Below are 24,282 nucleotides of genomic sequence, written 5' to 3'. Positions count from 1 at the left end.
TGTTACTTTTCACTAAGGCAATTTACAATTTTTGACAGGAAAACAAAAAATTGTGACATCAAATTGCAGTCTTACCAGGTGTATTCCAAAATAACAAATTTCTTCGACTCATCAACTGCAAGTTCCTTTCCGAAATAACCTGCACAATCTCATTTTGTTTTAACATCAGCCTTATTATTAAAAAACAAAATAATCTTCATTAAAGCTTCATAATCGCTACCTACTTTTGTTTCAGAGAGCGTTAATTAAGAATGGGGGCTAGATTGATTATGATCTGGCTCCCTTTTTTTGCTCAGCTGCTATCCCTCAGGGTTTTGAGGGCAAAAGGTCTGAAAAAAATCAAATGGAGCACCGGGCGAAAGCGGACCGCAATTTATAATGGCATCTTTTAGGTCATTTGACAAAAATCAAAAAGCTTTTTCCACTTAAAGAATCTGCACATACAAATTCACCGTATGTACACTAAACTTAAATAGCATTAATGTCCTTTTCTGCATACCGCTTCGTGATTATGATGATGTTGCTCACTGCTTTTGCGGGAAGGATCGCTGTTTACGCCTTAATAGAATCGAAATTTATTACGGAAGTTTCCAAAAATGATTCTGGCGAGAAACAGGAGAAGGAAGATTCCAGAGAAGATAAAATAAAAATTGCTGATATTTTAGTACCTGTCGGCTTTCAGTTTAAATTCATCAATACCATTCATCAAGCATCGAATTTATTTGCAAATAATTTCAATCTTACCATTTGTCACCTTCCTATTTTGATACAGCCGCCTAAAAGCCCGGCTTGTTAATCAGACACAATTACATTTTTTTTTATTTAAACCTTATTGACATGATAAAACTTAAACACTTTATCGTTGTGGCTTTGTGTGCCATAATGAGCCCGATTATATTTTCAGCCTGTAAAAAAGACAGAGGCAATGACCAGGAAATGTTAACTGCAGGACCTGACCTTAATTTCTACGCATTGACATCAGATAGTAAATTACTGTTAATCAATGCTAAAAACCCATCTGCAGTTGTCTCTCAGGTGAATATTTCCGGATTACAAACCGGGGAATCAATTCTGGGAATCGATTTCAGACCAGCTACAGGTCAGCTTTATGGCATAGGAAGCACTAGTCGCTTATATGTTATTGATCAAAAAACCGGGGTTGCACGATCTGTTGCTACTGCTGCATTCACACCTGCTATTTCAGGTTCATCTGTAGGGTTCGATTTTAACCCCACAGTAGACCGTATTCGCCTGGTGACCAACACAGGTCAAAATCTTAGGTTGAATCCAGAAACCGGCACTGTTGCCGCAACGGATGGTGCAATTAACGGGGTTACGAATGCCCGTGTAGCCTCAGTAGCTTATACCCAGAATAAAGCTGGAGCAACAACTACTGTTCTTTTTGATATTGATGCAGCAACAGACAAACTTTACAAACAAGATCCGCCAAATGATGGGAAACTGGTTGAAGTAGGCTCACTTGGTTATGATGTTGATGAAACTGGTGGTTTTGATATCAATCCTGATGGTACCGCAGCAATTGCAGCAATGACCAGCGCAGGTGTTTCGGCATTATATACTATCGACCTGAATACCGGAAAAGCAGCTAAAATTGGTAACATAGGTTCAACAGTTACTGCCATTGCCATCCCAACAGAAGCGGTTGCATATGCGGTTTCTAACAATAATGAGTTACTTATTTTCAATCCATTCGCTTCAACACCTGCAATCAGCACTAAAGCCATTTCAGGCATTCAAACTGGTGAGAGCATTCTCGGAATTGATATGCGCCCTGTAAACGGACAGTTATACGCCCTGGGAAGTACAAGTCGTATCTATACCATCAATGCATCATCTGGTGCAGCAACTTTGGTAGGTACTGGTCCGCTAAGTACACTGCTTACCGCCACACAGGTTGGTTTCGATTTCAACCCATTTGCCGACAGAATCAGAATAGTAGGCACCAATGGGCAGAATTTCAGAATTAACCCGGTAGATGCTTCGTTAACTGTTGACGGTATGATATCAATAACCACTGCAGCCATATCAGGCTCAGCATATACCAATAACTTCGCCGGAACCGCAACAACAGTTTTGTACGACATTGATTCGACAGGCGATAGACTATACAAACAAGACCCGCCAAATGCGGGGACATTGGTAGATGTTGGTGCGCTTGGTGTTAACGTTGAAGCCAATAACGGTTTTGACATCGGCGGCACAAGTGGCCTTGCCTATGCACTACTTACTGTAGGTGGAACCCAAAAAATTTACAGCATCAATTTAACAACAGGTGCTGCAACCGCAGGTGCTACTATTGCTACCGCTGCAAGAGGGTTCACTCTTGGTTTAGGTTTTTAATTTTCAGTATAAAAACGATAAAAAAAGCGACAGTTCTTCAGAACTGTCGCTTTTTTTATGAAACATCCGGCAATGATAAACAACTCCTCAACAAAGTGATCAAAATATATCCTTTTTTATTGCCGGTGTTCTATCTTTGTGCGAATTGGAACAACAGATAGATGCTATCTGAATACTGATCGCCTTTTCCATAATAATATAAAAATTTATAAATCAATATGTCTGACGAGAAGATAATAATCGGAAATTTGCAAAAAATTTTCCACAATTGCGTTTGAGAGTGTTTAAACGAACATTTTATTCCAAAAATGGTCGATATATATGCCTAAAAATCCCCAATAAATCCCTCTTTTAGACGAAAAATATGTAAAATAATCGGCTTAATTTAAATTAATTTTCTAATGGAACGAGGGCGGAAAATAATGATCTATACTTCCAACTTAGGCTGTCATCGGTGTTGTAAATCTTCTAAATCTTCGTCCCGGTGAAATAGCATATAAACTTTAAAAGCGAAACAAGTCTTTCTGTTAAAATGCATGTTTGGAGACAAACTAACGAAATTGAACTCTTAGCGAGAGGGGGCCAATCTGGGTTTCGATGTAGCAATTTCCGGAGGTTTCGATGTAATAGATATTTTGTCTTCATAATTCCTCCTTCGTCGGTTTAGGGATATATTTCGCTATCAATATTATTCTGCTGTCACACTGTGATTGTTTGGAAATGATATTATCCAATGTTGCCATTCTCACCTCTGCCTCCGAAATGGAATTTTGTTGTCCTTTTTGTGAGCTCTATTACAGCATCTGAGTTTCTTCCGCGTCCCGATTTCTAGTATAGAATTTTCGGAACTATTCCAGTTAATTCGGTCAGTCTGTCAATTGCGGACATTAAGATATCTTGCTCTGTCATGTTCAAAGTTTTGTTTTGTTCAAGATACATGAACAATCAAATATAATGAACATTACTTACCAATCAAGGTCTAAATGGATTATTATTCAATAAATGCAAACGTTCACGATAATTGAACGTGATTAAAAATTGTACATTAAATATACTGTCGGCACGGTAACAATAACAAGTTTTAAATAAATATATTTATCGAATATACCGAGGCGTTTAGTGGCAGACTTGTGTCACAGCTAGGTGATAAAACCTTTTAAATAATTATTTTATAAGTACCTATAAGAATACCGCATTCGTTTGGGCTCTTTTATGAGTTTGCATTTGGTTAACTTTTCTTGGAGAAACTTGTGTATGTAGAAAGTCTAAAACTAATTATGATATTAAGAAAATCTATAATATGCGATACCATCTACTCATACCATCACTGATCAATCTGACATAAGCAGATGAATTGAAATTGACCCCTGTAAAAGAGACATTATTAGCTTGTAAATATGAATAAGTAGAGTTAGGCGAAGTTCCAAAAAAATTCGGAATTACCCCTGAATTTACAGTAGACGTAGAGAACAAGGTAAGCATTGTCCCAGTTGGATAGCTAGCTGCAGACGGCAGATTGATAATCACTGTAGTGCCTACATTCGATGCACCGTTGAAGTCGAACACCACGTAACGCGCATTAATATCTGATAACGAATAGTTGGTAGTCCCTCCAGCAGCAACGGGAACGTTAATTACATTACCTCCACTTCCATTAGTGCCGGTAATTCCGGTTGCTCCTGTGGCACCTGTACTTCCAACTATTCCGGTAGCACCTGTAGCTCCAGTTGCCCCCATTGATCCCCCGCTACCAGTTGTTGCTGTCCAATAACTGGGACTTGAGTTAGGGGGCTGACCAATGCTAGACTGTATGGATAGGTAGGTTGTTCCAACATAAGAAACCACACTTCCGGAAGGATATGCTGTCGAAAAACTGTATATGCCTCCAGTGAATGGACCTGTAGCACCGGTAGCGCCAGTAACTCCAGTTGCCCCCATTGATCCCCCGCTACCAGTTGTTGCTGCCCAATAACTGGGACTTGAGTTAGGGGGCTGACCAATGCTAGGCTGTATGGATAGGTAGGTTGTTCCAACATAAGAAACCACACTTCCGGAAGGATATGCTGTCGAAAAGCTGTATATGCCCCCGGTGAATGGACCTGTAGCACCGGTAGCGCCGGTAACTCCTGCAATTCCTCGCTCGCCTGCTAAGCTTATCCCCCAGTTTGAGAAGTTACCTGATCCCATTATGTAATCAATAGTTACATTTAACGTTGTTGCAGCGTAATTATTCACAATACCTTCCATAAAATTGGTTGGGGTATTGTAGATTCTCAGGCGTTGCCCGCCGGCATAGGCCATCCCACTTTGTACCTGAAAGGTTTTTGAACCCGTACTGATTGTATTCAGCGTTGATGACGTTGATGTATAGTTTGATCCGGTTGCGCCAGTAGCACCAGTAATTCCAGTAGCACCTGTTGCGCCAGTGGCCCCAACGGCACCGGTTACACCTGTTATTCCGCTAGCACCGTTTGCACCAGTAATTCCCATAGCACCTGTTGCTCCAGATGCCCCAACGGCACCGGTTGCCCCAGTAATTCCCATCGCACCTGTTGCTCCAGTGGCCCCAACCGAACCGTTTGCACCGGTAATTCCCATAGCACCTGTTGCTCCAGATGCCCCAACGGAACCGGTTGCACCAGTAATTCCCATAGCACCTGTTGCTCCAGTGGCCCCAACCGAACCGTTTGCACCGGTAATTCCCATCGCACCTGTTGATCCAGTGGCCCCAACCGCACCGTTTGCACCGGTAATTCCCATCGCACCTGTTACTCCGGTTGCACCAACGGCACCGGTTGCACCAGTATTTCCCATAGCACCTGTTGCTCCAGTGGCCCCAACCGAACCGTTTGCACCGGTAATTCCCATCGCACCTGTTACTCCGGTTGCACCAACGGCACCTGTTGCACCAGTATTTCCCATAGCACCTGTTGCTCCAGTGGCCCCAACCGAACCGTTTGCACCGGTAATTCCCATCGCACCTGTTACTCCGGTTGCACCAACCGCACCGTTTGCACCGGTAATTCCCATCGCACCTGTTACTCCGGTTGCACCAACGGCACCGGTTGGACCAGTAACTCCCATAGCACCTGTTGCTCCAGTGGCCCCAACCGAACCGTTTGCACCGGTAATTCCCATCGCACCTGTTACTCCGGTTGCACCAACGGCACCATTCGCACCGGTAGTTCCCATCGCACCTGTTACTCCGGTTGCACCAGCGGCACCAGTCGCACCGGTAGTTCCCATCGCACCTGTTACTCCGGTTGCCCCAACGACACCAGTCGCACCGGTAATTCCCATCGCACCTGTTAATCCAGTTGCACCAACGGCACCAGTAATACCAGTTAAGCCTGGAATGCCCTGTGCGCCAGTGGGTCCTGTAGCCCCTTGTAAACCTGTCGCGCCCGTAACACCTCTTAAGCCTTCTACACCTTGTGCTCCAGTTGCACCAACTGTACCAGCAGCGCCAATAACTCCTTGCATGCCCTGTAATCCTTGAGAACCTGTGGCACCAGTGACTCCTGTGGCACCAGTAACACCTCTTAAGCCTTCTGCGCCTTGTGCCCCAGTTGCCCCAGCAGTACCAGTAGCGCCTGTAACTCCTTGTATACCATGTAACCCTTGAGGACCTGTGGCACCAGTGACTCCTCTTAAGCCCTCTACACCTTGTGCTCCAGTAGCACCTACAGTTCCTTGCGCACCCTGAGAACCTGTCGCACCAGTTAAACCTTGAATGCCCTGTGAGCCAGTAGCTCCTGTAATCCCTTGTAAGCCTGTGGCACCCGTGATACCTCTTAAGCCTTCTATGCCTTGTGCTCCAGTTGCCCCAACAGTACCAGCAGCGCCTGTAACTCCTTGTATACCCTGTAGCCCTTGAGGACCTGTGGCACCAGTGACTCCTCTTAAGCCCTCTACACCTTGTGCTCCAGTAGCACCAATAGTTCCTTGCGGACCCTGAAAACCTGTCGCACCAGTTAAACCTTGAATGCCCTGTAGGCCTGTAGCTCCCGTAGCCCCTGGTAAACCTGTGGCGCCCGTAACACCTCTTAAGCCTTCTACGCCTTGTGTTCCAGTTGCCCCGACAATACCCGCAGCGCCTGTAACTCCCTGTATACCCTGTAACCCTTGAGGACCAGTGACACCAGTGACTCTGCAGCACCGGTAACACCAGTTGTGCCTTGAATGCCCTGTAAACCTTGAGGACCTGTGGCACCAGTGACACCTGTAGCCCCTTGTAAACCTGTGGCACCTGTAACACCTCTTAAGCCTTCAACGCCTTGTGCCCCAGTTGCCCCAATAGTACCAGCAGCGCCTATAACTCCCTGTATACCCTGTAACCCTTGAGGACCAGTGACACCAGTGACTCCTGCAGCACCGGTAACACCAGTTGTGCCTTGAATGCCCTGTAAACCTTGAGGACCTGTAGCACCGGTAGCGCCTGCTAGGCCTTGAACCCCTTGTGCGCCAGCAGTTCCTGTAGCCCCTTGTGAACCTGTGGCACCCATAACACCGGTTAATCCCTGATTACCTTGTACGCCGGCAGAGCCTGTGACTCCTTGTAGACCTTCAGGACCTGTAGCACCAGTAACACCCCTTAAGCCTTGAAGGCCCTGTGCGCCAGTAGCACCCATAACTCCTTGTAATCCCTGTAACCCTTGAGGACCAATGTCACCATTGACTCCTTTGGCACCAGTAAAACCTATTATGCCTTGAATTCCCTGTGCACCAGCAGGGCCTGTAACTCCTTGTAAACCTGTAGCCCCAGTAACACCTCTTAAGCCTTGAACGCCCTGTGTTCCAGTAGCGCCTGTGGCTCCTATGACACCTTGGGGACCTGTTGCCCCAGTAGCACCCTTTGCACCTGCAACACTATTAAATGCATAAGTTGCGTAAGGAACGCTTAGTAATTTAGTGGCGCCCATATCTATAAAGCCATTGCCAAGATTTATCTCAGTTTGAATATATTTTTGGGATGCCCCCCAATTAATTGCACTGAAGGTTCCAGTGTTAACAGAACCTTCACCAATTTCGATGCTGAACGTACCAAACTGGTTAGTTGTTACATTCTGTGTTTCCCGATATTCGATAGTACCTGTTGCTGTACCACTATGCACAGTAATCCTAATACTGATTGATGTATTAGTTATTAGGTTCCCATTTTTATTTCGAGCGACCGCCTGATACTTAAAAGCCTGACTCTGTGCATTCGCCTCAAATGAAACAAGCACAATCATAAAAAACACAAAACCGAGTAGCTGTCTGACCATGTAATGAGGTAGTAATTATAGTTTCACCAATTTAACATGGCCCTGGATCGATTCATTCTTTACGCGTACATAATATGTCCCACCTTTGAATCGTTCGATGTTTAGATCAAAGTTAATTTTATTATTTTTTGTGTAAGCAACAGTTTGGGTAAATAATATTCGACCAAGTGCATCGATAATATCTATCTGATATTTGCCATCTGGTATATTTTTAATATCTAGTTTTGCAATTCCCCCAACAGTAGGATTTGGGTATATCACTAATTCCTGGGATATATTTTTGACTGCAATCGGTAATAAAGAATTTGCATCTGACTGGATAAAACCTATTGATAAGCTTCCAAATACAGGATTACTCAGTAACTCTGTAACAGGTTCGCCGATATTATAAGCTAGCAACAAATTACCTGTACTGACAGATTCGCCGCCAGAACTGATGATATCTCTCGCGATATTTTGGGCTCTAACATTCTGATTCAAGAAAAAAAACAATATCGCCTGCAGAATTAGATGCGAAGGTATGCGCCAGTTCATAAATTGCACTAAAGATAACTTCCTAAAATTATATCCATTGTAATATTTCAATTACAATGTAATAAAAATTGTACACGTTGCCAAGGTAGATAGGTCTGGATTTCATAATATTTTATGCTTTCAATGTTCAGTGAGTGTCTGTATTCATCAGCCTATCGTAGGATTGATGCCATGATTGTGATTCCGCGCAATCGTTTTAAATGAATTGTTTTGTTAGCAATATTTGTATCCAGCCTTTAAGTAACCAATAAGTTAATTTAGAGAAACCCGCTTTTATGGTCTTTAAAAATCTAAATGGATGAAAAAAAATTTGTAACTACTCTAGGTCAGCGTATTTAGTATCATAGATCTTGTTAGGTTTAAGATAAATGACATTCTTTTGAAAATCAAGAAATGTGTTGAAACGTTTCAATACATCATTACCTAAAATGTGGATATTAATTCCCCGCATGGGTTTGTTTTTCTCTAATATCTGAGCTGGAACATCATTCAGTAAGAAAGGGCCAATTTTTAATTTGTTAAGCTTCGCTGTGACCACTGGGATTTCGTTGTTTTGCACGCCATGCATCATAACCTTTTTGATAACTGGCATCTGATCGGTTGGGAAGTTTCCGGCTTTTAGAAGGTCTCTATAAAGCATTACTGTTCGTTGGTATCCCAGATCAAAAAGAAACCAGTTTTTATTTACCGTTCCACCTTGCACAATTTGGCTTTCAATAAATGGTTTATTGTTTATATACTTAATTTCGAATTTCGAAAATCCTGTTCTGTTGTCCACTGTTTTCGGCAATCTGGAATGGATGATCATTAATTTCAAATCGTAATTAAGTTCCACAATATACCCATCAAACAAATCCCAGCCCATCAATCCATCTGCTTGATCTCCGACATTCTTCGTATCATATATTTTTGTGAAGTAGTTGTGGTGGCCAAGCTTAATTTTATGGTCTGTGTTATAAAGTTTCGGCTTGGACTTAAGCCGTTTATTAATTACTGAGTCAAGGAGTGAAAATTCGGTGGCACCTGTATCAAAATTCATCCTTAGCGTATCCGTATCATTCAGTACTACCTCTACCAAATTGGTGTTGAAGTTATTTACTAAAAAAGGGATGGAATCGGCAACCTTTGGTTTTAAAGAATAATAATTTTTTTTCGCTGGTGCCTGGATCCTGGTGAAACAGGAATCTCTTCCATTTAACAGAACTATAAAATCATAATGGCCACCAGATTTGACTCTGAAACTAATCGAATCAGTATCTGTTTTAAATTTTACAAGCTTTTTTGTGGTAATTTTACCAGTCAGATAGGTATCCAATTTAACGCCTGGCTCAATACCCCAGCCTTTAACAACGTTTCCCTCCTCGTAGATTCTGGCAGTTTTAGAATTTGCTTTGATTACCGGTATTTTTGTTTGTGCAAAAACCCCCAACGATAAGCATGAGAGTAAGGATATGATTATTAGCTTCACTTTATTACAATGAAATTCAAATGATAGGTGTTTCAAGGCCTTTGAATGATTTATATGATGTTCAATTATATGGCCCGGTTTTTTTAGCGCTTCTATAATTCTTTACTATCCAAATATATTAAAATGAATATAGATGACTGGAAAAAATTTTGTCTTTACCAAGCCATACTGGCGATTTCCTACGCTTAAAGCTTTATTTTTTTCTGCATTTTTTCTTTTGCTTCTTCAACGGTCATGTTCTCATCAAAATTGATTTTGGCCTGATATGTTCTTTGGAGTAGCGAAATGTATTCCTGCATTGGAATCAATCCCATGCTTTTGCGGCGGAGATCGAGTTGGTTGGGATCAGCTATTGGCCATATGGTAACAGTATCTCCGATCTTAAAGGTCTGTGTTCCATAGGTTTGTTTCTGGCCCGAGCGGAGCGCCATTCTATCTTGTAGAGTAGCAAGATCACTTTTGGCCACAATTCCAAGATCTGCCTGGGCTTTGAGCAAGGGGAAGTATTTGTTCATGTAAGCACTGTCAGCATGATCGATCACCAAAAAAATGGTGTTGTTTTCGATTGCGCTGAGTGCCTTTGGCCACCCGCACCGGTCTAGAATGGAGGAGATAAAATCTTGGTTTAGCCGGTCAGATGCTTTCATTTGAATGGCAATTTTCTTTATTTCTTCAGGATTTTTGGAGGCCATCGTTTTTATCAGTTGTGATCTGATCTGTTGATCACTTATCCGGATACTTGCCAGTTTTTCACGGATGGCAATTGTATCCTGACAGGAGATCCCCTGTGCGTGGGCGTTTAACAAATTGATTAGCACTAGCAAGGTAAAAATTAAAGCCTTTTTCATGACGTTAGTTTGAGTTAAGGGTAAGGTTAGTAATGTACAAAAAAACGAAAAACTTTTAAACCTACGAAATTATCGTAGATTTTATTATGGCTTGTCACGTTCAAATCCATCTATGGCAGCATGAAGCTCCTAATGAAGGTAGTATGGCTATGAATTACTGGCATTAGCGAAGACTTGTTTTAAGCCGCAGAAGAGTCTGCTAAAGGTGATAAATATCCATTCAGTGTGAGGATGCTATATAGCTACATGTTATATTTTAATGATGTTATATTATAGCAGATGTAGGGTTGATTAAATGCAGCAACCTGAAAAATTATTAACTAATTCAAAAACACCAGAAGCACCAACACATTTCGAATCATATTTCAAACAACAACTCATTTTTTTATAAAAAATTTAAAAAATAAAATTTGCTGTGACAAACACCTGTCACAGCCGAGCATTTCTTTGTAGAAAATTAATGACAATGAAAAGCAATACCCTAAAGTTGAAAAAGTTCGTTGCAGAGCCTCTTACAGGTGATCATAAAACAAATAATTACATGTCTGAACTGATGTTGTTGGAATCAATTATGTGCCAGACAGAAGGAAGTGCTTCTCTTTACAACCGGAGAAGTCCAAATCAGTGCAGTAAAAATGAAAGGTTTGTCGAAGACTACTGGATAATTTTGTGAACTCAAATTAACATCATCACTCATCTTAAATAAAGTAAACAATAAAAACAAATAAATATGAACTTGATTAATTTAATGACGACAATTAACTGGCTTGGTGTAATCCTAGCATTTCTGGCCTACTTTTTCCTTGGGGCATTATGGTACATGCTGCTTTTCCCCAAAGCTTTGAGGAAAACGCTTGGCAGGGATCCTGATGTAAATCCAAGCGAAGCCCCAATTTACATCATCGGTCCAGGTGCGTGTGCTTTGATTGTGACGATCACATGTGCAATACTAATTTATGCACTGGATCTGAGCGAGTACACTGAGGTACTGAAGTTTGCGTTTATCGTAGGTATTGGCTACCTGTTTACCAATACCATCAACATTGGTATCAATCCAAACATTCCAAAACACATTCCATACGGCATGATCACCGGATTTTACCATCTGGTAGGAATGATTATTGTATGCAGCATCATTTTCTTTATGAAATAGATTTTAAAAATGGATAACAGCGCTCCCCAGGAATCTTTCTGCCCGTCCAGCCGCCAGGAATGGCGGGAATGGTTAATTCAAAATCATGGAAGTCAACAATCGGTATGGTTAATCTACTATAAGAAAAAAGCTGACATGCCTACCCTCACATGGGACGAAGCTGTTGACGAAGCGCTTTGTTTCGGATGGATTGACAGTATCGGGAAGCCAATCGATGATAGGCAATACATGCAATTTTTCTCCAGGCGCAAACCAAAGAGCGCCTGGTCTAAAATCAACAAAGAAAAAATTGAGCGGCTGTCTGAGCAGGGATTAATTATGGCTGCCGGGTCAGCAGCAATTGAAACTGCAAAACAGAATGGTTCCTGGAGTGCCCTGGACGAGGTTGAGTCCCTGATCCTTCCTAAAGATTTAACAAAGGCGTTTGGAAGGAAGATAGCCGCAAAACGATTCTTCATGGGTTTGAGTAAATCGCGAAGGAAAAATATCCTGCAGTGGATACATTTTGCAAAACGTCAGGAGACACGTTCAGCAAGAATCACCGAAGTAGTTAGATTTTGTACAATTAAAGAAATCCCAAAACAGTTCCGGCCATGATATTTTCTTAATTTTAGATTTTAAGTAAATAGAATTTGATGGATAATATCAAAAGATTTGACAGGATCCTGCAGCTGTATTTTATCCTGCAATCAAAAGTATTGGTCTCGATCGATGAACTCGAGGAACGTTTTGATATGAGCAGGAGAACCATATATCGAGACATTAAAGCCTTGGAGGATGCTGGAGTCCCCATATCCAGCATCCCAGGTACTGGTTTCTCGATTATGGATGGGTTCAGAATCCGTCCGTCAAAATTTACTCCGGAAGAGGTTATGAGTTTGATGATTGCAGAGAAGATCATGCATAACCATGAAACTAAATTTGTTAAAAAACATTTTGAGCATGCCCTGGTAAAAATCAAAAGTTCGTTTCAGATTACTGAAAAGAACATATTGGCCAACCTGGGTGAAACCGTGTTGATAAATGATAAAAAAAAACAAACCCTCTACCTGCCAGATGTAATCAATTTGCTGGTGAACAGCGCAGCAAATCGCGAGGTTGTTTCTATCGTTTACCGGAAAAGTTCGGATAAAGAATACCTACCCAGGACTATTGAGCCGATAGGGGTATTTTATGAAAGCGAATACTGGTATCTTTTAGCCTACTGTGGAATGAGGGGCGACTACCGCAATTTCCGCCTGGACCGGATTCAGCAGGTCAGGGCCATGGGTGAAAAGTTTAAAAAATCGCATCCCAGTATGGAAACGCTCAAATCTGAAGTCACAAGCAAACCTGTAACGCTGGTCACAGTGAAAATGGACTACAAGTTTGCGCACTACCTTTTTTGGGAGCGAGACAATTTTGGCTTTGTAAAGGAGTATAAGTCAGATGATGATGTGATGATGGACTTCGAGTTGACTGAGCATCCAACATCTTTCGTGCGGTGGTTTATGAAATTTGCTGATCTGGGTGAAATCGTTTCCCCAGAGACGTTAACTTTTGAGCTAAGGGAACTCATAAAAGCGGCCTACAAAAATACTGCTGAAAATAACATAGTCTAATAAAATACATTAAAAAAACTTAACATGCCTGAACTTCCGGATTTAGAAGTCATATCCAAAAACCTGAACAAGAAAATAGCCCATCAGAAATTAATCAACATCGAGCTTTTGGTAGACAGAAAAAGTAATGCAAGCGAGCAAGAACTGCAACATGCCCTTACAGGTAAGGTACTTAATCAGATTTTTCGCACCGGTAAGGAGTTGCATTTCTCATTTTCTGAGGGCGTTACCCTCGGATTACACCTGATGCTGCACGGCGAAATTAAAATAGCTGATAAAGACGATCAAGTCAAACACACTATATTAAAATTAACTTTCCCATCATCAAGTTTAGTTTTAACAGACTGGCAAAAACAGGCCACCCCAACACTAAACCCCGAGCCATCCAGTGTTCCGGATGCGTTGGACCAAAGCTTTAACAGGCAATATTTAATGACTGCATTAGCCAAAAAGAAAGGCGAGATCAAGTCAGTGCTGATGGATCAAAAATTTGTCCGTGGTATAGGCAATGCCTATGCAGATGAAATTCTGTACAAGGCATCGATTTCCCCAATGTCAATCGCTATCAAACTAGATGAACCTGCCATAACTTCTTTGCATAATTCCATCATCGAGGTCCTGAACAATGCCATATCTTCCATCACATCCGCAGATCCGGATCGTATAAGTGGAGAGAATAGAGAGTTCATGGAAGTTCATCGCCCGAAGACCAAAAACACTAAAAAGGGCGAGCAGATATTGATCAATGAAAAAGGTGGCCGGAAATCTTATTATGTAGAAAGTCAACGATCATATACCTAAACTTTAATCGCAGTACATTTCATTGGGCGTAATTTTAACGGGAAGAAAAAAGGGTAAGGTGTAGAACACCTTACCCTTTTGATCGAATCCAATATCCAGAGCCTAAGGATTCATTTTCGCAAACGTTGCCGCTATGACATCCGGAGCAGCATCTTTCATGATTTCGCTGAAGCCGAATGTGAGTTCAGTTTTACCTTCCTGCAGCTGTATAAAGATGGCCTCGATAAAAGCACTTACCGGTGGATTTGCATCATGAATCCCTTTACCGCCCAGATCAGTGTTAAGCGCAGGCGGGATAACCTCTATCACTTCAATTCCCTTTGGCTGTAACAGATACCGTAATGAAAGTGTGAATGAACGCAAAAACGCTTTTGTGGCACAATATACAGGTACTTTGGAAAGCTGGACAAAAGCTAAACCTGAAGTCACATTCATAATCGTTTTAAGCTTCGGCAGACTGCTGAGTAAAGTAATCAGATGTAACGGCGCTACGACATTGGTTTCGATTTCACCAACCGCTTTCGGATAAAATTGATCATCTTCAATACCCATCCAGTTTTGTACACCTGCATTGTTTACCAATACGGTTAAATCAGAATGCTCTTTAAGTAGCCACTCATAAAGATCTTTTCTTTCAGATTCCTGTGAAAGATCGCAAACACGGGCAATTACGTTAGAATGTTTATCTGTTACTTCTTTTAAAACTTCCTCCCGGCGTCCGCAAATGATAATGGTATTATCTTCCTGTAAGAATCGTTCTGTTAAACCTAAGCCTATTCCTGTGGCACCACCTGTAATCAGGATTTTATTTTTTGTTAGTTCCATGTTGTATTTTTTATTTAGTACAAAAGTATTGGTATTCAAGAATCATCTTTTGTCTTAGTTTAAGAAATCGAGCTCATCCATCCTAAATTTATTCGTTATAGCGCTGGCAAAGTTATTCGGGACAGTGATACATTCGAGACTGTGAGCGGAAGCGACTTGGCGTCTGGCCAGCATGCTTTTTAAAAAAGTGGGTAAAACTGGCAGAGTCGTAGGTAAGACGGTAAGCAATTTGCGTAATTGTCAATTCAGAAAATGCAAGCTTTTCTTTGCTTCGACAGCCAGTTTACTTTCGCAATGCTGACACGGCGCCATTCCGGTCACTTCTTTGACCGTATTACTTAAGTGAACCGGATGCACACAAAGCATATCTGCAAAATGCTGGATCTCATGGAACACTTCTTCCCTCCCGGAAACAATATCCAGAACGTGCTTATCCAATTCCGCCAAAAAACTAGCTGTGATTAATTCTGGCCTCTTCATAAAGAAAATGTCGTGATTAATAATAAATATACTTAATTAAACTTTTTAAAGCTTATGCGGTTTCCCAAACGTCATTTCTCAGACGGCAATAATAAAACCGCAACAGAAATCAGGAGCAGCCGGCACTTATTTCAATGGCCTAATGGTTCGTAAAAGCCTGAATTTCTCTTCCGAAGTCTACGTTTCCATTCTTGTGTCCTTGCCGATTCTCAAATACGATTGCGGCTTTCCAGGAACGATCTTCTCCCATAGTGGATTTACGTGTCCGAGTGTATCCGGTCCATTTGGATTGCCCTGCCTGATAAAGTTAATGAAATAGCTTTGCATCAACCTGGAAACAGTATAGTCATCCGGTTTCCAGTCGTAATTTTTCTGAACCGGAAGATTCCCTAAGGCATATTCAATTTCAGCAGCATGAAACGAACTGCCCTTTATTGTTTTATTGATTAAACGCTTAAGCAGTTTCTGAAAAAAACCGCCGCTATTCATTGCCTTAAGGGTGAGACCAGGATGTGGCTGATCAAAAAGATAACGATAAACGTCCTGAGACCTGGAATGACGATCAGCAAGATTCCAGGTACTGTAATTGATGAGCCAACTGCTCGCCAAATCTCCGCCTGCTGCTTTAGCCTGCGAACTGTTATTAACCAGGTAATAATCAATTAACGACTGACCACCTTCCCCATAAATCCTAGTAACACCTTTTCTGAAACTCGCAGGTCTGATTTTACGAATCCTGTAAAACGCCCTTGCGGGAACTTCATCCTTATTCCAGCCTACCAATAGCGGAACCGGGGCCTGCCTACCTTTGGTGAAAGTCTGATCAGGAAATTCTTTTAAAAAGTATTGATCGACAACAGGCTTAAACCGCCTTGAATCACCTTTGGAAGCTGCTTTTAAAAGAATTTCTGCTGAAACTGCCCGGGCATCTTCAAGGGTCTGTACCTTAAGAATTTTAAGCAGGTTTTTGCCCATGCTGTCAGAAACCAATTGCGGCAGAATGACTTGGCGGTTATCTAGCAGACTACCACTTTCGACGATGGCACGAGCAAACAGCCCGCGGGAAAGTGGTGAAGACATATGAGCGCTTACCGAGTGTCCGCCAACCGATTCTCCCCCGATGGTAATATTATCCGGATCACCTCCAAAAGCCGATATGTTAGCCCTGATCCAATTCAAGGCTTGGAGCTGATCCAGCAGTCCATAATTTCCAGAAGCGCTGAACTCACTTTCCCTGGTAAGTTCCGGATGCGAAAGAAAGCCAAATACGCCTAACCTATAATTTATGGTCACATATACAATATCATTTTCTGCCATGCTTTCTCCATCATAAGCAGGCTGCGAACCATCCCCTCGAACAAATGAGCCTCCGTGAATAAATACATAAACCGGCTTTCTCTCTTTAATAGTCTTTGCATTTGTCCAGACATTCAAATACAGACAATCCTCACTCATTTCCAAAGACCTGAACTCGTAAAGGATATTAGACCCTTGCACAGGCCTCGGCCCGAATTCAAAAGCAGTTTTGACTCCTTCCCAATTACTCAAAGGCTGAGGAGCAACCCAGCGCAGCGGTCCTACAGGAGGCTTTGCATAGGGAATACCTTTAAAAACCAGAATTCCATTTGCTGAAATTTTCCCTTCAATCTTTCCATTTTTTGTATTAAGAATAGAGGTGACTTTGCCCTGAGCATAACCACCAGGAGATATAAAAAGAAATGCAATCGCAAGCCAGCGGATTTTGAGCATCAGTTTAGAAAAAATTGTTATCATCATTGTGTTTTATGCAGATTACTGAAAGGTGATCTTACCGTTTATGGGTAGTCATTACTTTTTTATGAAGCGTCTCCGGTTTGGGCATCGCTGGAAGACAATACATCCCCTATCAATGAGGATTCAGGATTACCGAGATATACCGCCATCAGTTCAGATATAATACCGAGATCATTAAAAGTTTCCTGAATTTTTTTCGATAAATCAACTCCTGACATAACACGAAGCACCCGATCACAGTCTTGCAAATCCAGTGTCCAGCTTAGGACATTTTCCAGCCCCCCCAAAATTTTCTCTATCCTTAATAGGTCATCGATACTGCTAGTTTGGGTATAAAAAATTAATATGAATTTTATCATAGGGCTTTGTTAATTGAAAATAGTTTAGGGGTTATCACCTTGATGCTTTGGTATATCTGAAACGGGCTATTCACATTGCTCTAGTGACCTCGGTAATGCAGTTGCTTTAGCCATGGCCCGTAATAGGAATAGAAAACCAGAAGTAGTTTTTGCCAGTTTGCGACCCGAATTCTTTCTGACATCATCTGCTGTGCTGTCAACTTAGAAATCTTTGTCAGCAACCTGGTATAATAAAGGTAGGCAAGATATACGCCTCTTTGACAGGATTTAGGAAGTTGCTGGATACCCTTCAGTGCTTCTTCAAAATCGCATTTAATGTCCTGTTCTATTAGTCTCTTGCTTTCGTCATCAAATGCTGAAAGGTTAAGTCCTGGAAAGTAGCTTCGGTTTAATGTGAAATAATCAGCTTTGACATCCCTTAAAAAGTTTATTTTTTGAAATGCCGAACCCAGTTTCATAGCCGGGTATTTTAACCGCTCGTATTCTTTCGCTGTGCCGCTGGTAAAAACACGCAGGCACATTAAACCCACTACCTGCGCCGATCCGAAAATGTACTGCTCATATTTTCTCTTCGTGTAATGCTGATCAGATAAATCCATTTCCATACTCTTTAAAAATGCTTCGATCAGTTCGTGATCAATATAAAATTTGTTCACGACGATCTGAAAGGCATTGAGGATCGGATTCAAACTGATACCCCGTTTGATTGCTGAAAAGCAATCTAATTTAAATTCCGCCAATAATTCTGTTTTTTCAAATTCATGAAAGCTATCCACTATCTCATCAGCCAAACGGACAAAACCATAAATATCATATATAGGTTGTCTCACCTCTTTGCTAAGGAAAAGAATACCGAGCGAAAAGCTGGTGCTGTATAGCCTGGTTGTCGCTTTGCTGCAGATCTGAGATAATTGGTCGTAGGTAGACTTCATGTTAAGGTAAGAAAAGAACAGGATTGTTGATATATCCCGTTCTGTTTGTAGATTAATATTGTTTGCTTAATTCACCCGTATGCAATAAATGCTCACGAGGCGCACTGCTGCCCATCATCCATGCAGGGTATTCAGGAGTGAGCTGGCTGGCATCATTCAGTTTTTTAATGTCATTTTCTGATAAGATGATGTCAGCAGCCTTCAAATTATCTTCCAACTGCACTTTACTTTTAACCCCGACGATAACACTTGTTACCGAACGCTTTTGCATTAGCCAGGCTAGAGCTGTCGCAGCCATGCTCGAATTATTTCCAACTGCAACTTCTTCCAGTGCAGCAAGGATAGGTTCACCTTTTACTTCATCAACAGGTGGGAACTGAATCGTGGCACGTCTGCCCTTGCTGTCACGACCGCGGTATTTACCAGAAAGATAGCCACCTGCAAGGGGACTAAAAACCATCAAACCCAGTTTTTCACTTTCTAGCATCGGTAGTATATCACGTTCAAGATCTCTGCCGGCCAGAGAATAATATGCCTGAACGCATTCAAATCGTGCTATGTTAAGCAGTTCCGACTTACCCAAGGCTTTTTGGATTTGCCAGGCAGCCCAGTTGGATACCCCAATGTGACGGACATGACCCAGCGCGACCAGATTTTCAAGCGCTCTTAGGGTTTCTTCAACAGGCGTGGCTTCATCCCATCCATGCAATTGGTAAAGATCAATATGATCTGTTCCCAACCGTTTCAGACTTTCCTTCACCTGGTTCATGATATGATAACGCGTGTTCCCGCCATCATTTGGGCCTTCACCTGTAGCGTGCCCCATTTTTGTTGAAATCACCAGATGCTTGCGGGAAAGGCCAAGATTTTTGATGGATTTCCCCACGATCTCCTCTGACTGTCCACCGGCATAAACATTCGCGGTATCAATAAAATTCACGCCTGCATCAAATCCCAACCGGATAATATCGTCCGCCATTTCCTGAGTGACGCCCGAGGCGGCAGCATACCTGCCGGCCGACTGACCAAAGGTCATGGTACCCAGGCACATTTCTGATACAAACAGGCCAGTCTTTCCTAAAACTCTATACTTCATGATTTTTGACAATTAATTACATTTTAATAATTAACAACAAAAATACTATTTGGTTCTTAACTAAAAGAACCAATATGAGAATATTTTATTTTTTTGGGATGCTTCCCATTCACTTAGGGCATCTTCCATTTTTCCGAACATAAAATCGGTAAACTCTTTTGCCTGGACCAGCAATTGATTTGTTTCAGGATATTTGTCCGAACGGAAGGCCAGGGCTTCAGGAATCACCTGAATGGTGAAAGGCCGTTGCGTACGTACGATAGTCTTCATAAATTCATACCATGCCGTTCGCTGAATCCGAAAGAAACGCTTACGGTTACCGTTTACGGTAAAATATTCTACCAGGCACCTGGATTGTAAAAGCGCCAGTCCATTACTGACTGCGCTCTTACTCATACTTAGTGTCTGCTGTAGTTCTTCAAAAGTCTGGTGAGGAGGATCGGCAATCAACAGTAAAGAGAGGATGCGTGCAGCGGCTGGCGGATAACCATCTCTCTCGGCACGCACCCCCATCTTTTCAACCATTTGTAGTATTTCTTCTTTCTTAGCCATGCTTCAATAATAATAAATTCATATGTCAAAAACTAACCTTTAACAAGCTTTAAAACAGTTATCTCAGATGTAGTGCCAAGCCGAATTGGTGGACCCCAGAAACCTGTACCAGGATTAGTATAAACCCACATTTTCCCACACTTATTCAACCCTACAGCGAAGGGCTTGAACGCTTTCATGAACAGGCTCCAGGGTAGTAATTGTCCGGCATGTGTATGTCCTGAGAGCTGCAGGTCGAAAATCGCAGCAGCCTCATTCGCTACATCCGGGCGGTGGGAAAGCAGGATTTTTAAATCAGCGGGCTTCGCATTTCTCATAGCCAACTGAATATCTGGCTTTTGAGTGGGATCAACATCTTTCACCTCTGGATCAATGATTCCCGCGAAAAGCAATTTTGCTGTATTATGATTTACAACGATATGCGAGTTGAAAAGGGACTTGAAGCCCATACGCTCAAAGTGGCTACGCCATTCTCCGGTATCCTTAAGATATTCATGATTGCCTGGAATATATAATACTTGTGCTTTATCATGAAGTTCGGCAATGGGTGCAATGCGATTGTGATATTTAGAAAATTTACCATCAGCAATATCGCCGGTTAAGGCGATGATATCCACTTTAATGTTCTTTACTTTTTTAATTACATTCTCCACGTAATGCCGATCTATAGCCGGGCCGGCATGAAGGTCACTGATTTGAAGAATGGTATAGTCTTGCAGGGATGGCGCTAAGTTCAAGACAGGTATATCCACATATTTAATCACCGGACCTGCCTGAGCATGCCTGTAGCCCAGCATTAATAGCAATAAGGAAACACCGAAAATAAGGATTGTAGCTAAACCAGAGAATACCGGATCAAAAAAGCCGGGCTTAGCAAAAGACAGGGGCACAAAGACGATATCACGAATTATAATAAAGACAAATATCAAACCCAATAACCCCATGTCAAAGTGCGTTACCACCCTCGTAATTTTGTTTATCCTCTCTGGCAGTACATCGTACCAAACTAATGGATAAAGTACTAACAAGGCTGTCACCACCCCTGATATCATCCAGGCAGCATGACCAATCCCCGTCAAACGATATCTTAAGAAAACAAAAAGCGCAATCAAGATAACTGCGGCAACTACTACAAATTTGTTCATTGGACAATACTTATGTAATCAAAGAAAAAGCAGCACAAAAGTAATTATTTGTTCTTAACTGGAAGAACCAAAAGCAAATAACTCTTGATATTTGTTCATTATAGAGGTAGAACACATTTAGAGTTGAATAACCCCGAAAAAGTACCCAGAGGATGTTTGTTTTTGGTAACGGTAAAATAACAGGCGAAAAATCCTGTAGCAGTTTGAGGGATAAGGGAGGGGTTTGGAAAAGACCCACTCCACCACCCTTATTGTTGCTTGACTACGGTTGCTTTAAGTTACAGTGATAAGCTTGCATATAGTTTTGTATTTCCACAACACGAATTGTTGTAGAATAATATCAGAAATGGCTAACATTTAGTGTTTTTAAATTTCGGTATAAACAAGACATGCAACCTTTAGCCAAATTTTGTTAACCGATGTTTAAATCATATTCGAATATTCAAAACGTTTTCAGTCTATCATTCTTAATATGCAACTAAAAGCCTGGAAAATTAAAACCTCATAGATACTGTTGCTCTAACATTAAATGGAGTACCAGGTGTGAAATGGATTTCATCCACCGGGAATGTTTCATTATTCAATCTCGATTCCGTTGCAAACTGAGTTTCGTTCCAGGCCCGATCGAAAATATTCTCGGTGATGATGCCAATGGTAAAACGCTTCCATGTATAGTTGAGATTTGCATCGGTGATGAAATAGCCTTTGGCAATGATGGAATTGTTTTCGTTGGCGGGGCGGGATGCGAGATAGCGTACTTTTATGCTGCCAGAAAATCTGGCCAGTTCCCTGATACTCAATCCGCCGGTAAAGGTAAATGGTGGCGCAAGGGGAATATAGTTTGCGCCCTGCTGTTCATCAAGTGCCCGACCATGGTTGTAGGTGATGTCACCATTGAGGAACAGCCAGTTGTTTATTTGGTAGCGCATTCCGAAATCGATACCCTTTCTTGCCGTTCTGCCACTTGGTTCGATAACCCCTTCATCACCTACGTAAACAAATTCCTGCTGGAGATAAAGGTACCAAAGTGCAGCATTGATGATCAGTCTGGGTACAGGTTTCCAGCTTGCGCCCAGGTCTGCGCCATAAGCGGCTGGAAGAATCTGTTTGGTGGTCTGGGCGGTAACTACCCTGGTATCGTTGCTATGGAATGCCTTGCCGAGTTTCAGGAAAAATTGCAGGTCTTTATTCTGGTTATATATAAAATTCAGTTTTGGGCTTAAGGTCGATTTTCTCGTTAAGGATTGAAGGTTGTCATTCAAATGGTCAATATACCTGAAGTCAAAGTAATCCAGTCTCAAAGCCGGATTGATCATAAGCTTACCCAAATCTATTTCAGCATTGATAAAGGCGTAGGTATTAAGCTCACGAACGTCACCAAACTGGATCCGCTCGAGGGTGGTTGTTCTGTTCAAGGTATGGGATAGTTCAATATCATTCACCACATCTCCCCGAAGCCCGGCACCAATCTGCAGCCCGTAATCTGCTCCGGCAGAACTATATTTTTTATGTAAGACCGATTGAAACCCATAGATATTTCTGCCTTCTTTTTGCTTAATCTGGTCGCCATTGATAGGATCATTCAGAAAAAAGGTAAAATTGCTATAGAGTTCGAAATCATAACGGTTGTAAAATGCACTGCTCTTTAAATTCGTAGATTCATTGATGAACTTGTCATACTTCAGATTCAGGTTTGTCCTACTTGTCTTTCCGCCCTCATTGGCATCAATCGCTCCAAACCTTCCGATCAGCCCCTGGTCAACAGCACGCTGTGGGATCTGGCCCGAGGCCAGCCACGAGCTGTTGAAATGCATCGCAGAAAAGCTTAACTTATCCTGGTTTTGAAATAATCTCGTGTATTTACCCGTGAGATTCAATCTTTTGAAATCCTGACTGGCCTCAAATGGGCCATCTGTTTTCAGGTAGTTTCCGGCCAGGTATGCAGATTGTTTTTCATCGTTTAGAAGATTAAACATCCCCAAACCTTTGAAAGTGTTGAATCTTCCCGCTTCTACACTTATTGTATTTTCATCCAAACGATCTTTGGTCTGGAAGGCGACGTACCCTGCCGTTGCGAGGTTACCCTTATCGGCATGATATGGACCTTTGTCAAAGTCTATCTTTTCCACCAGTTCGGGAATAAGAAAATGTAGGTCGGCATATCCCTGACCATGTGCATGGCTGACCATGTTAACGGGCATACCATCAACGCTGATATTGATATCGGTACCATGGTCGAGGTCAAATCCCCTAAGGAATAATTGCTCGGCCTTGCCGCCACCTGCGTGTTGGCCGATAAATAGCCCCGGTACTTTTCTCAGGAGTTCCTGAGAAGAATTCACGGGCCCGGTCTCAATATCCACGGCCGCTACCGAAGAGAGGTGGTTGACGCCTTCAGAAACCACGACCTCGTCGAGCTGGAAGTTTGAAGGGTATAGGGTAATTGCATTTTCGATTGCACCCACAATAAACACTCTAGGCTGATAGCCAAGCAGCGTCACGCGAAGCGAATCGCCAGGCCTGGAATCCTTCATCAGGAACAGCCCTGATTCATTGGAATGGGCATGCTTGTTATTGCGAAGGTTCTGCAGGTATACGTCTTCAAGCGGCTTCTGTTCCGGGGAAACTACTTTTCCCTTAAAGGTCTGCGCAGACAATGTAGAAAAACAAAAACTAAATACAATGGCGTAGAATATCTTCATGCCCGCGAAATTACATATTGCGAAGAAGTTTTGCTACAGGTAACGCTTTCTTTTCATCCGGAGCGTTGCTCCGGTTAGCGAAAGCAGTCCCGGAAGCAGCCCCAGTAAAACATAGAACCATTTTAAATCAGCGCCTCCGAATTCTATGTGACACTGATAAATCCAAGGGTCAAACCGTGCTGCAAATGGCTGCTTTTCGATCTAAAAGGCCTTTAATAGTTCATCGTTTTGTGCGTCAAATGAAAATCCTCTGGCTTTACCCCGGTATAGCCCATAACCGCTACTCGGCATGTGCCCGCGGACTTGAAAAGGAATGTGCGGCGTTATAGGGATATTCACTGCAATTGGATCGAACCCTTTTACAAGCCTTTTGGACCGGCCTATC

General features: G+C 42.1%; 21 protein-coding genes. 6 read left to right on the top strand and 15 right to left on the bottom strand.

Annotation, left to right across the window (positions count from 1 at the left end):
- Positions 1-481 precede the first annotated feature (481 nt).
- Both R2Q80_RS14505 and R2Q80_RS14500 read left to right on the top strand, forming a co-directional pair.
- Complete coding sequence (locus R2Q80_RS14505) at positions 482-796, top strand: hypothetical protein (protein ID WP_316800278.1); 315 nt, start codon at positions 482-484, stop codon at positions 794-796.
- A gap of 41 nt (positions 797-837) precedes the next feature.
- Positions 838-2,361 carry a DUF4394 domain-containing protein gene (locus R2Q80_RS14500; protein WP_316800277.1) on the top strand — a complete coding sequence of 508 codons (1,524 nt, stop codon included), beginning with the start codon at positions 838-840 and terminating at the stop codon, positions 2,359-2,361.
- Positions 2,362-3,654: 1,293 nt separating this feature from the next.
- Here the strand turns inward: R2Q80_RS14500 and R2Q80_RS14495 are convergent.
- From R2Q80_RS14495 to R2Q80_RS14475, 5 genes are all read right to left on the bottom strand, one after another.
- Positions 3,655-5,844: a hypothetical protein gene (locus R2Q80_RS14495; protein ID WP_316800276.1), complete on the bottom strand. Its 2,190-nt coding sequence runs from the start codon at positions 5,842-5,844 to the stop codon at positions 3,655-3,657.
- Between the two features lie 572 nt (positions 5,845-6,416).
- Positions 6,417-7,628, bottom strand: a complete 1,212-nt coding sequence (locus R2Q80_RS14490) for a hypothetical protein (RefSeq protein ID WP_316800275.1) — start codon at positions 7,626-7,628, stop codon at positions 6,417-6,419.
- Positions 7,629-7,643: 15 nt separating this feature from the next.
- Entirely contained in the window at positions 7,644-8,162 is a 519-nt protein-coding gene (locus R2Q80_RS14485) for a T9SS type A sorting domain-containing protein (protein ID WP_316800274.1), read from the bottom strand.
- Positions 8,163-8,478: 316 nt separating this feature from the next.
- Positions 8,479-9,630 carry a hypothetical protein gene (locus tag R2Q80_RS14480; protein WP_316800273.1) on the bottom strand — a complete coding sequence of 384 codons (1,152 nt, stop codon included), beginning with the start codon at positions 9,628-9,630 and terminating at the stop codon, positions 8,479-8,481.
- Between the two features lie 185 nt (positions 9,631-9,815).
- Entirely contained in the window at positions 9,816-10,478 is a 663-nt protein-coding gene (locus tag R2Q80_RS14475) for a DUF6624 domain-containing protein (protein ID WP_316800272.1), read from the bottom strand.
- Between the two features lie 730 nt (positions 10,479-11,208).
- Between R2Q80_RS14475 and R2Q80_RS14470 the strand changes: the two genes are divergently transcribed.
- From R2Q80_RS14470 to R2Q80_RS14455, 4 genes are read left to right on the top strand one after another with little or no spacing between them, the layout of a single operon-like run.
- Positions 11,209-11,631 (top strand): DUF1761 domain-containing protein, encoded by a 423-nt coding sequence (locus R2Q80_RS14470; RefSeq protein WP_316800271.1) that lies wholly within the window; start codon positions 11,209-11,211, stop codon positions 11,629-11,631.
- 9 nt (positions 11,632-11,640) lie between these two features.
- Positions 11,641-12,228 (top strand): YdeI/OmpD-associated family protein, encoded by a 588-nt coding sequence (locus R2Q80_RS14465; protein ID WP_316800270.1) that lies wholly within the window; start codon positions 11,641-11,643, stop codon positions 12,226-12,228.
- 38 nt (positions 12,229-12,266) lie between these two features.
- Positions 12,267-13,232, top strand: coding sequence for a YafY family protein (locus tag R2Q80_RS14460; protein ID WP_316800269.1), 966 nt, complete (start codon positions 12,267-12,269; stop codon positions 13,230-13,232).
- Between the two features lie 24 nt (positions 13,233-13,256).
- Positions 13,257-14,033, top strand: coding sequence for a DNA-formamidopyrimidine glycosylase family protein (locus R2Q80_RS14455; RefSeq protein ID WP_316800268.1), 777 nt, complete (start codon positions 13,257-13,259; stop codon positions 14,031-14,033).
- Positions 14,034-14,135: 102 nt separating this feature from the next.
- Here R2Q80_RS14455 and R2Q80_RS14450 read toward each other — a convergent pair whose 3' ends face one another.
- From R2Q80_RS14450 to R2Q80_RS14410, 10 genes are all read right to left on the bottom strand, one after another.
- The gene (locus R2Q80_RS14450) at positions 14,136-14,858 is read right to left on the bottom strand and encodes an SDR family oxidoreductase (protein WP_316800267.1); all 723 of its coding nucleotides are present in this window, start codon (positions 14,856-14,858) and stop codon (positions 14,136-14,138) included.
- A gap of 112 nt (positions 14,859-14,970) precedes the next feature.
- Positions 14,971-15,102 carry a hypothetical protein gene (locus R2Q80_RS21925; protein ID WP_410478746.1) on the bottom strand — a complete coding sequence of 44 codons (132 nt, stop codon included), beginning with the start codon at positions 15,100-15,102 and terminating at the stop codon, positions 14,971-14,973.
- Positions 15,099-15,338: a hypothetical protein gene (locus R2Q80_RS14445; RefSeq protein WP_316800266.1), complete on the bottom strand. Its 240-nt coding sequence runs from the start codon at positions 15,336-15,338 to the stop codon at positions 15,099-15,101. Before R2Q80_RS14445 ends, R2Q80_RS21925 begins: the two co-directional genes overlap by 4 nt.
- A 177-nt stretch (positions 15,339-15,515) precedes the next feature.
- Positions 15,516-17,114, bottom strand: a complete 1,599-nt coding sequence (locus R2Q80_RS14440) for a carboxylesterase/lipase family protein (protein ID WP_316800265.1) — start codon at positions 17,112-17,114, stop codon at positions 15,516-15,518.
- Positions 17,115-17,173: 59 nt separating this feature from the next.
- Positions 17,174-17,470, bottom strand: coding sequence for a hypothetical protein (locus tag R2Q80_RS14435; RefSeq protein ID WP_316800264.1), 297 nt, complete (start codon positions 17,468-17,470; stop codon positions 17,174-17,176).
- 80 nt (positions 17,471-17,550) lie between these two features.
- On the bottom strand, positions 17,551-18,402 hold the full coding sequence (locus tag R2Q80_RS14430) for a phytoene/squalene synthase family protein (protein WP_316800263.1): 852 nt from the start codon (positions 18,400-18,402) through the stop codon (positions 17,551-17,553).
- Positions 18,403-18,454: 52 nt separating this feature from the next.
- Positions 18,455-19,498, bottom strand: coding sequence for an aldo/keto reductase (locus tag R2Q80_RS14425; protein ID WP_316800262.1), 1,044 nt, complete (start codon positions 19,496-19,498; stop codon positions 18,455-18,457).
- A gap of 60 nt (positions 19,499-19,558) precedes the next feature.
- Entirely contained in the window at positions 19,559-20,050 is a 492-nt protein-coding gene (locus R2Q80_RS14420; protein ID WP_316800261.1) for a MarR family transcriptional regulator, read from the bottom strand.
- A 32-nt stretch (positions 20,051-20,082) separates the two neighbouring features.
- Positions 20,083-21,195, bottom strand: a complete 1,113-nt coding sequence (locus R2Q80_RS14415; protein ID WP_316800260.1) for a metallophosphoesterase — start codon at positions 21,193-21,195, stop codon at positions 20,083-20,085.
- Between the two features lie 494 nt (positions 21,196-21,689).
- Complete coding sequence (locus R2Q80_RS14410) at positions 21,690-23,897, bottom strand: TonB-dependent receptor (RefSeq protein ID WP_316800259.1); 2,208 nt, start codon at positions 23,895-23,897, stop codon at positions 21,690-21,692.
- Between the last annotated feature and the right edge of the window lie 385 nt (positions 23,898-24,282).

The organism is Pedobacter frigidisoli, assembly GCF_032678525.1.
GTDB classification, from domain to species: domain Bacteria; phylum Bacteroidota; class Bacteroidia; order Sphingobacteriales; family Sphingobacteriaceae; genus Pedobacter; species Pedobacter frigidisoli_A.
Note: the sequence above shows the minus strand (reverse complement) of the source record. Positions and strands in the feature narration are given on the sequence as shown.

Bases quoted from the DNA above. Each gene is read 5' to 3' on its own strand.
- R2Q80_RS14505 (WP_316800278.1), top strand. From the start codon at position 482: ATGTCCTTTTCTGCATACCGCTTCGTGATTATGATGATGTTGCTCACT.
- R2Q80_RS14500 (WP_316800277.1), top strand. From the start codon at position 838: ATGATAAAACTTAAACACTTTATCGTTGTGGCTTTGTGTGCCATAATG.
- R2Q80_RS14495 (WP_316800276.1), bottom strand. From the start codon at position 5,844: ATGCAAGGAGTTATTGGCGCTGCTGGTACAGTTGGTGCAACTGGAGCA.
- R2Q80_RS14490 (WP_316800275.1), bottom strand. From the start codon at position 7,628: ATGGTCAGACAGCTACTCGGTTTTGTGTTTTTTATGATTGTGCTTGTT.
- R2Q80_RS14485 (WP_316800274.1), bottom strand. From the start codon at position 8,162: ATGAACTGGCGCATACCTTCGCATCTAATTCTGCAGGCGATATTGTTT.
- R2Q80_RS14475 (WP_316800272.1), bottom strand. From the start codon at position 10,478: ATGAAAAAGGCTTTAATTTTTACCTTGCTAGTGCTAATCAATTTGTTA.
- R2Q80_RS14470 (WP_316800271.1), top strand. From the start codon at position 11,209: ATGAACTTGATTAATTTAATGACGACAATTAACTGGCTTGGTGTAATC.
- R2Q80_RS14465 (WP_316800270.1), top strand. From the start codon at position 11,641: ATGGATAACAGCGCTCCCCAGGAATCTTTCTGCCCGTCCAGCCGCCAG.
- R2Q80_RS14460 (WP_316800269.1), top strand. From the start codon at position 12,267: ATGGATAATATCAAAAGATTTGACAGGATCCTGCAGCTGTATTTTATC.
- R2Q80_RS14455 (WP_316800268.1), top strand. From the start codon at position 13,257: ATGCCTGAACTTCCGGATTTAGAAGTCATATCCAAAAACCTGAACAAG.
- R2Q80_RS14450 (WP_316800267.1), bottom strand. From the start codon at position 14,858: ATGGAACTAACAAAAAATAAAATCCTGATTACAGGTGGTGCCACAGGA.
- R2Q80_RS14445 (WP_316800266.1), bottom strand. From the start codon at position 15,338: ATGAAGAGGCCAGAATTAATCACAGCTAGTTTTTTGGCGGAATTGGAT.
- R2Q80_RS14440 (WP_316800265.1), bottom strand. From the start codon at position 17,114: ATGATGATAACAATTTTTTCTAAACTGATGCTCAAAATCCGCTGGCTT.
- R2Q80_RS14435 (WP_316800264.1), bottom strand. From the start codon at position 17,470: ATGATAAAATTCATATTAATTTTTTATACCCAAACTAGCAGTATCGAT.
- R2Q80_RS14430 (WP_316800263.1), bottom strand. From the start codon at position 18,402: ATGAAGTCTACCTACGACCAATTATCTCAGATCTGCAGCAAAGCGACA.
- R2Q80_RS14425 (WP_316800262.1), bottom strand. From the start codon at position 19,498: ATGAAGTATAGAGTTTTAGGAAAGACTGGCCTGTTTGTATCAGAAATG.
- R2Q80_RS14420 (WP_316800261.1), bottom strand. From the start codon at position 20,050: ATGGCTAAGAAAGAAGAAATACTACAAATGGTTGAAAAGATGGGGGTG.
- R2Q80_RS14415 (WP_316800260.1), bottom strand. From the start codon at position 21,195: ATGAACAAATTTGTAGTAGTTGCCGCAGTTATCTTGATTGCGCTTTTT.
- R2Q80_RS14410 (WP_316800259.1), bottom strand. From the start codon at position 23,897: ATGAAGATATTCTACGCCATTGTATTTAGTTTTTGTTTTTCTACATTG.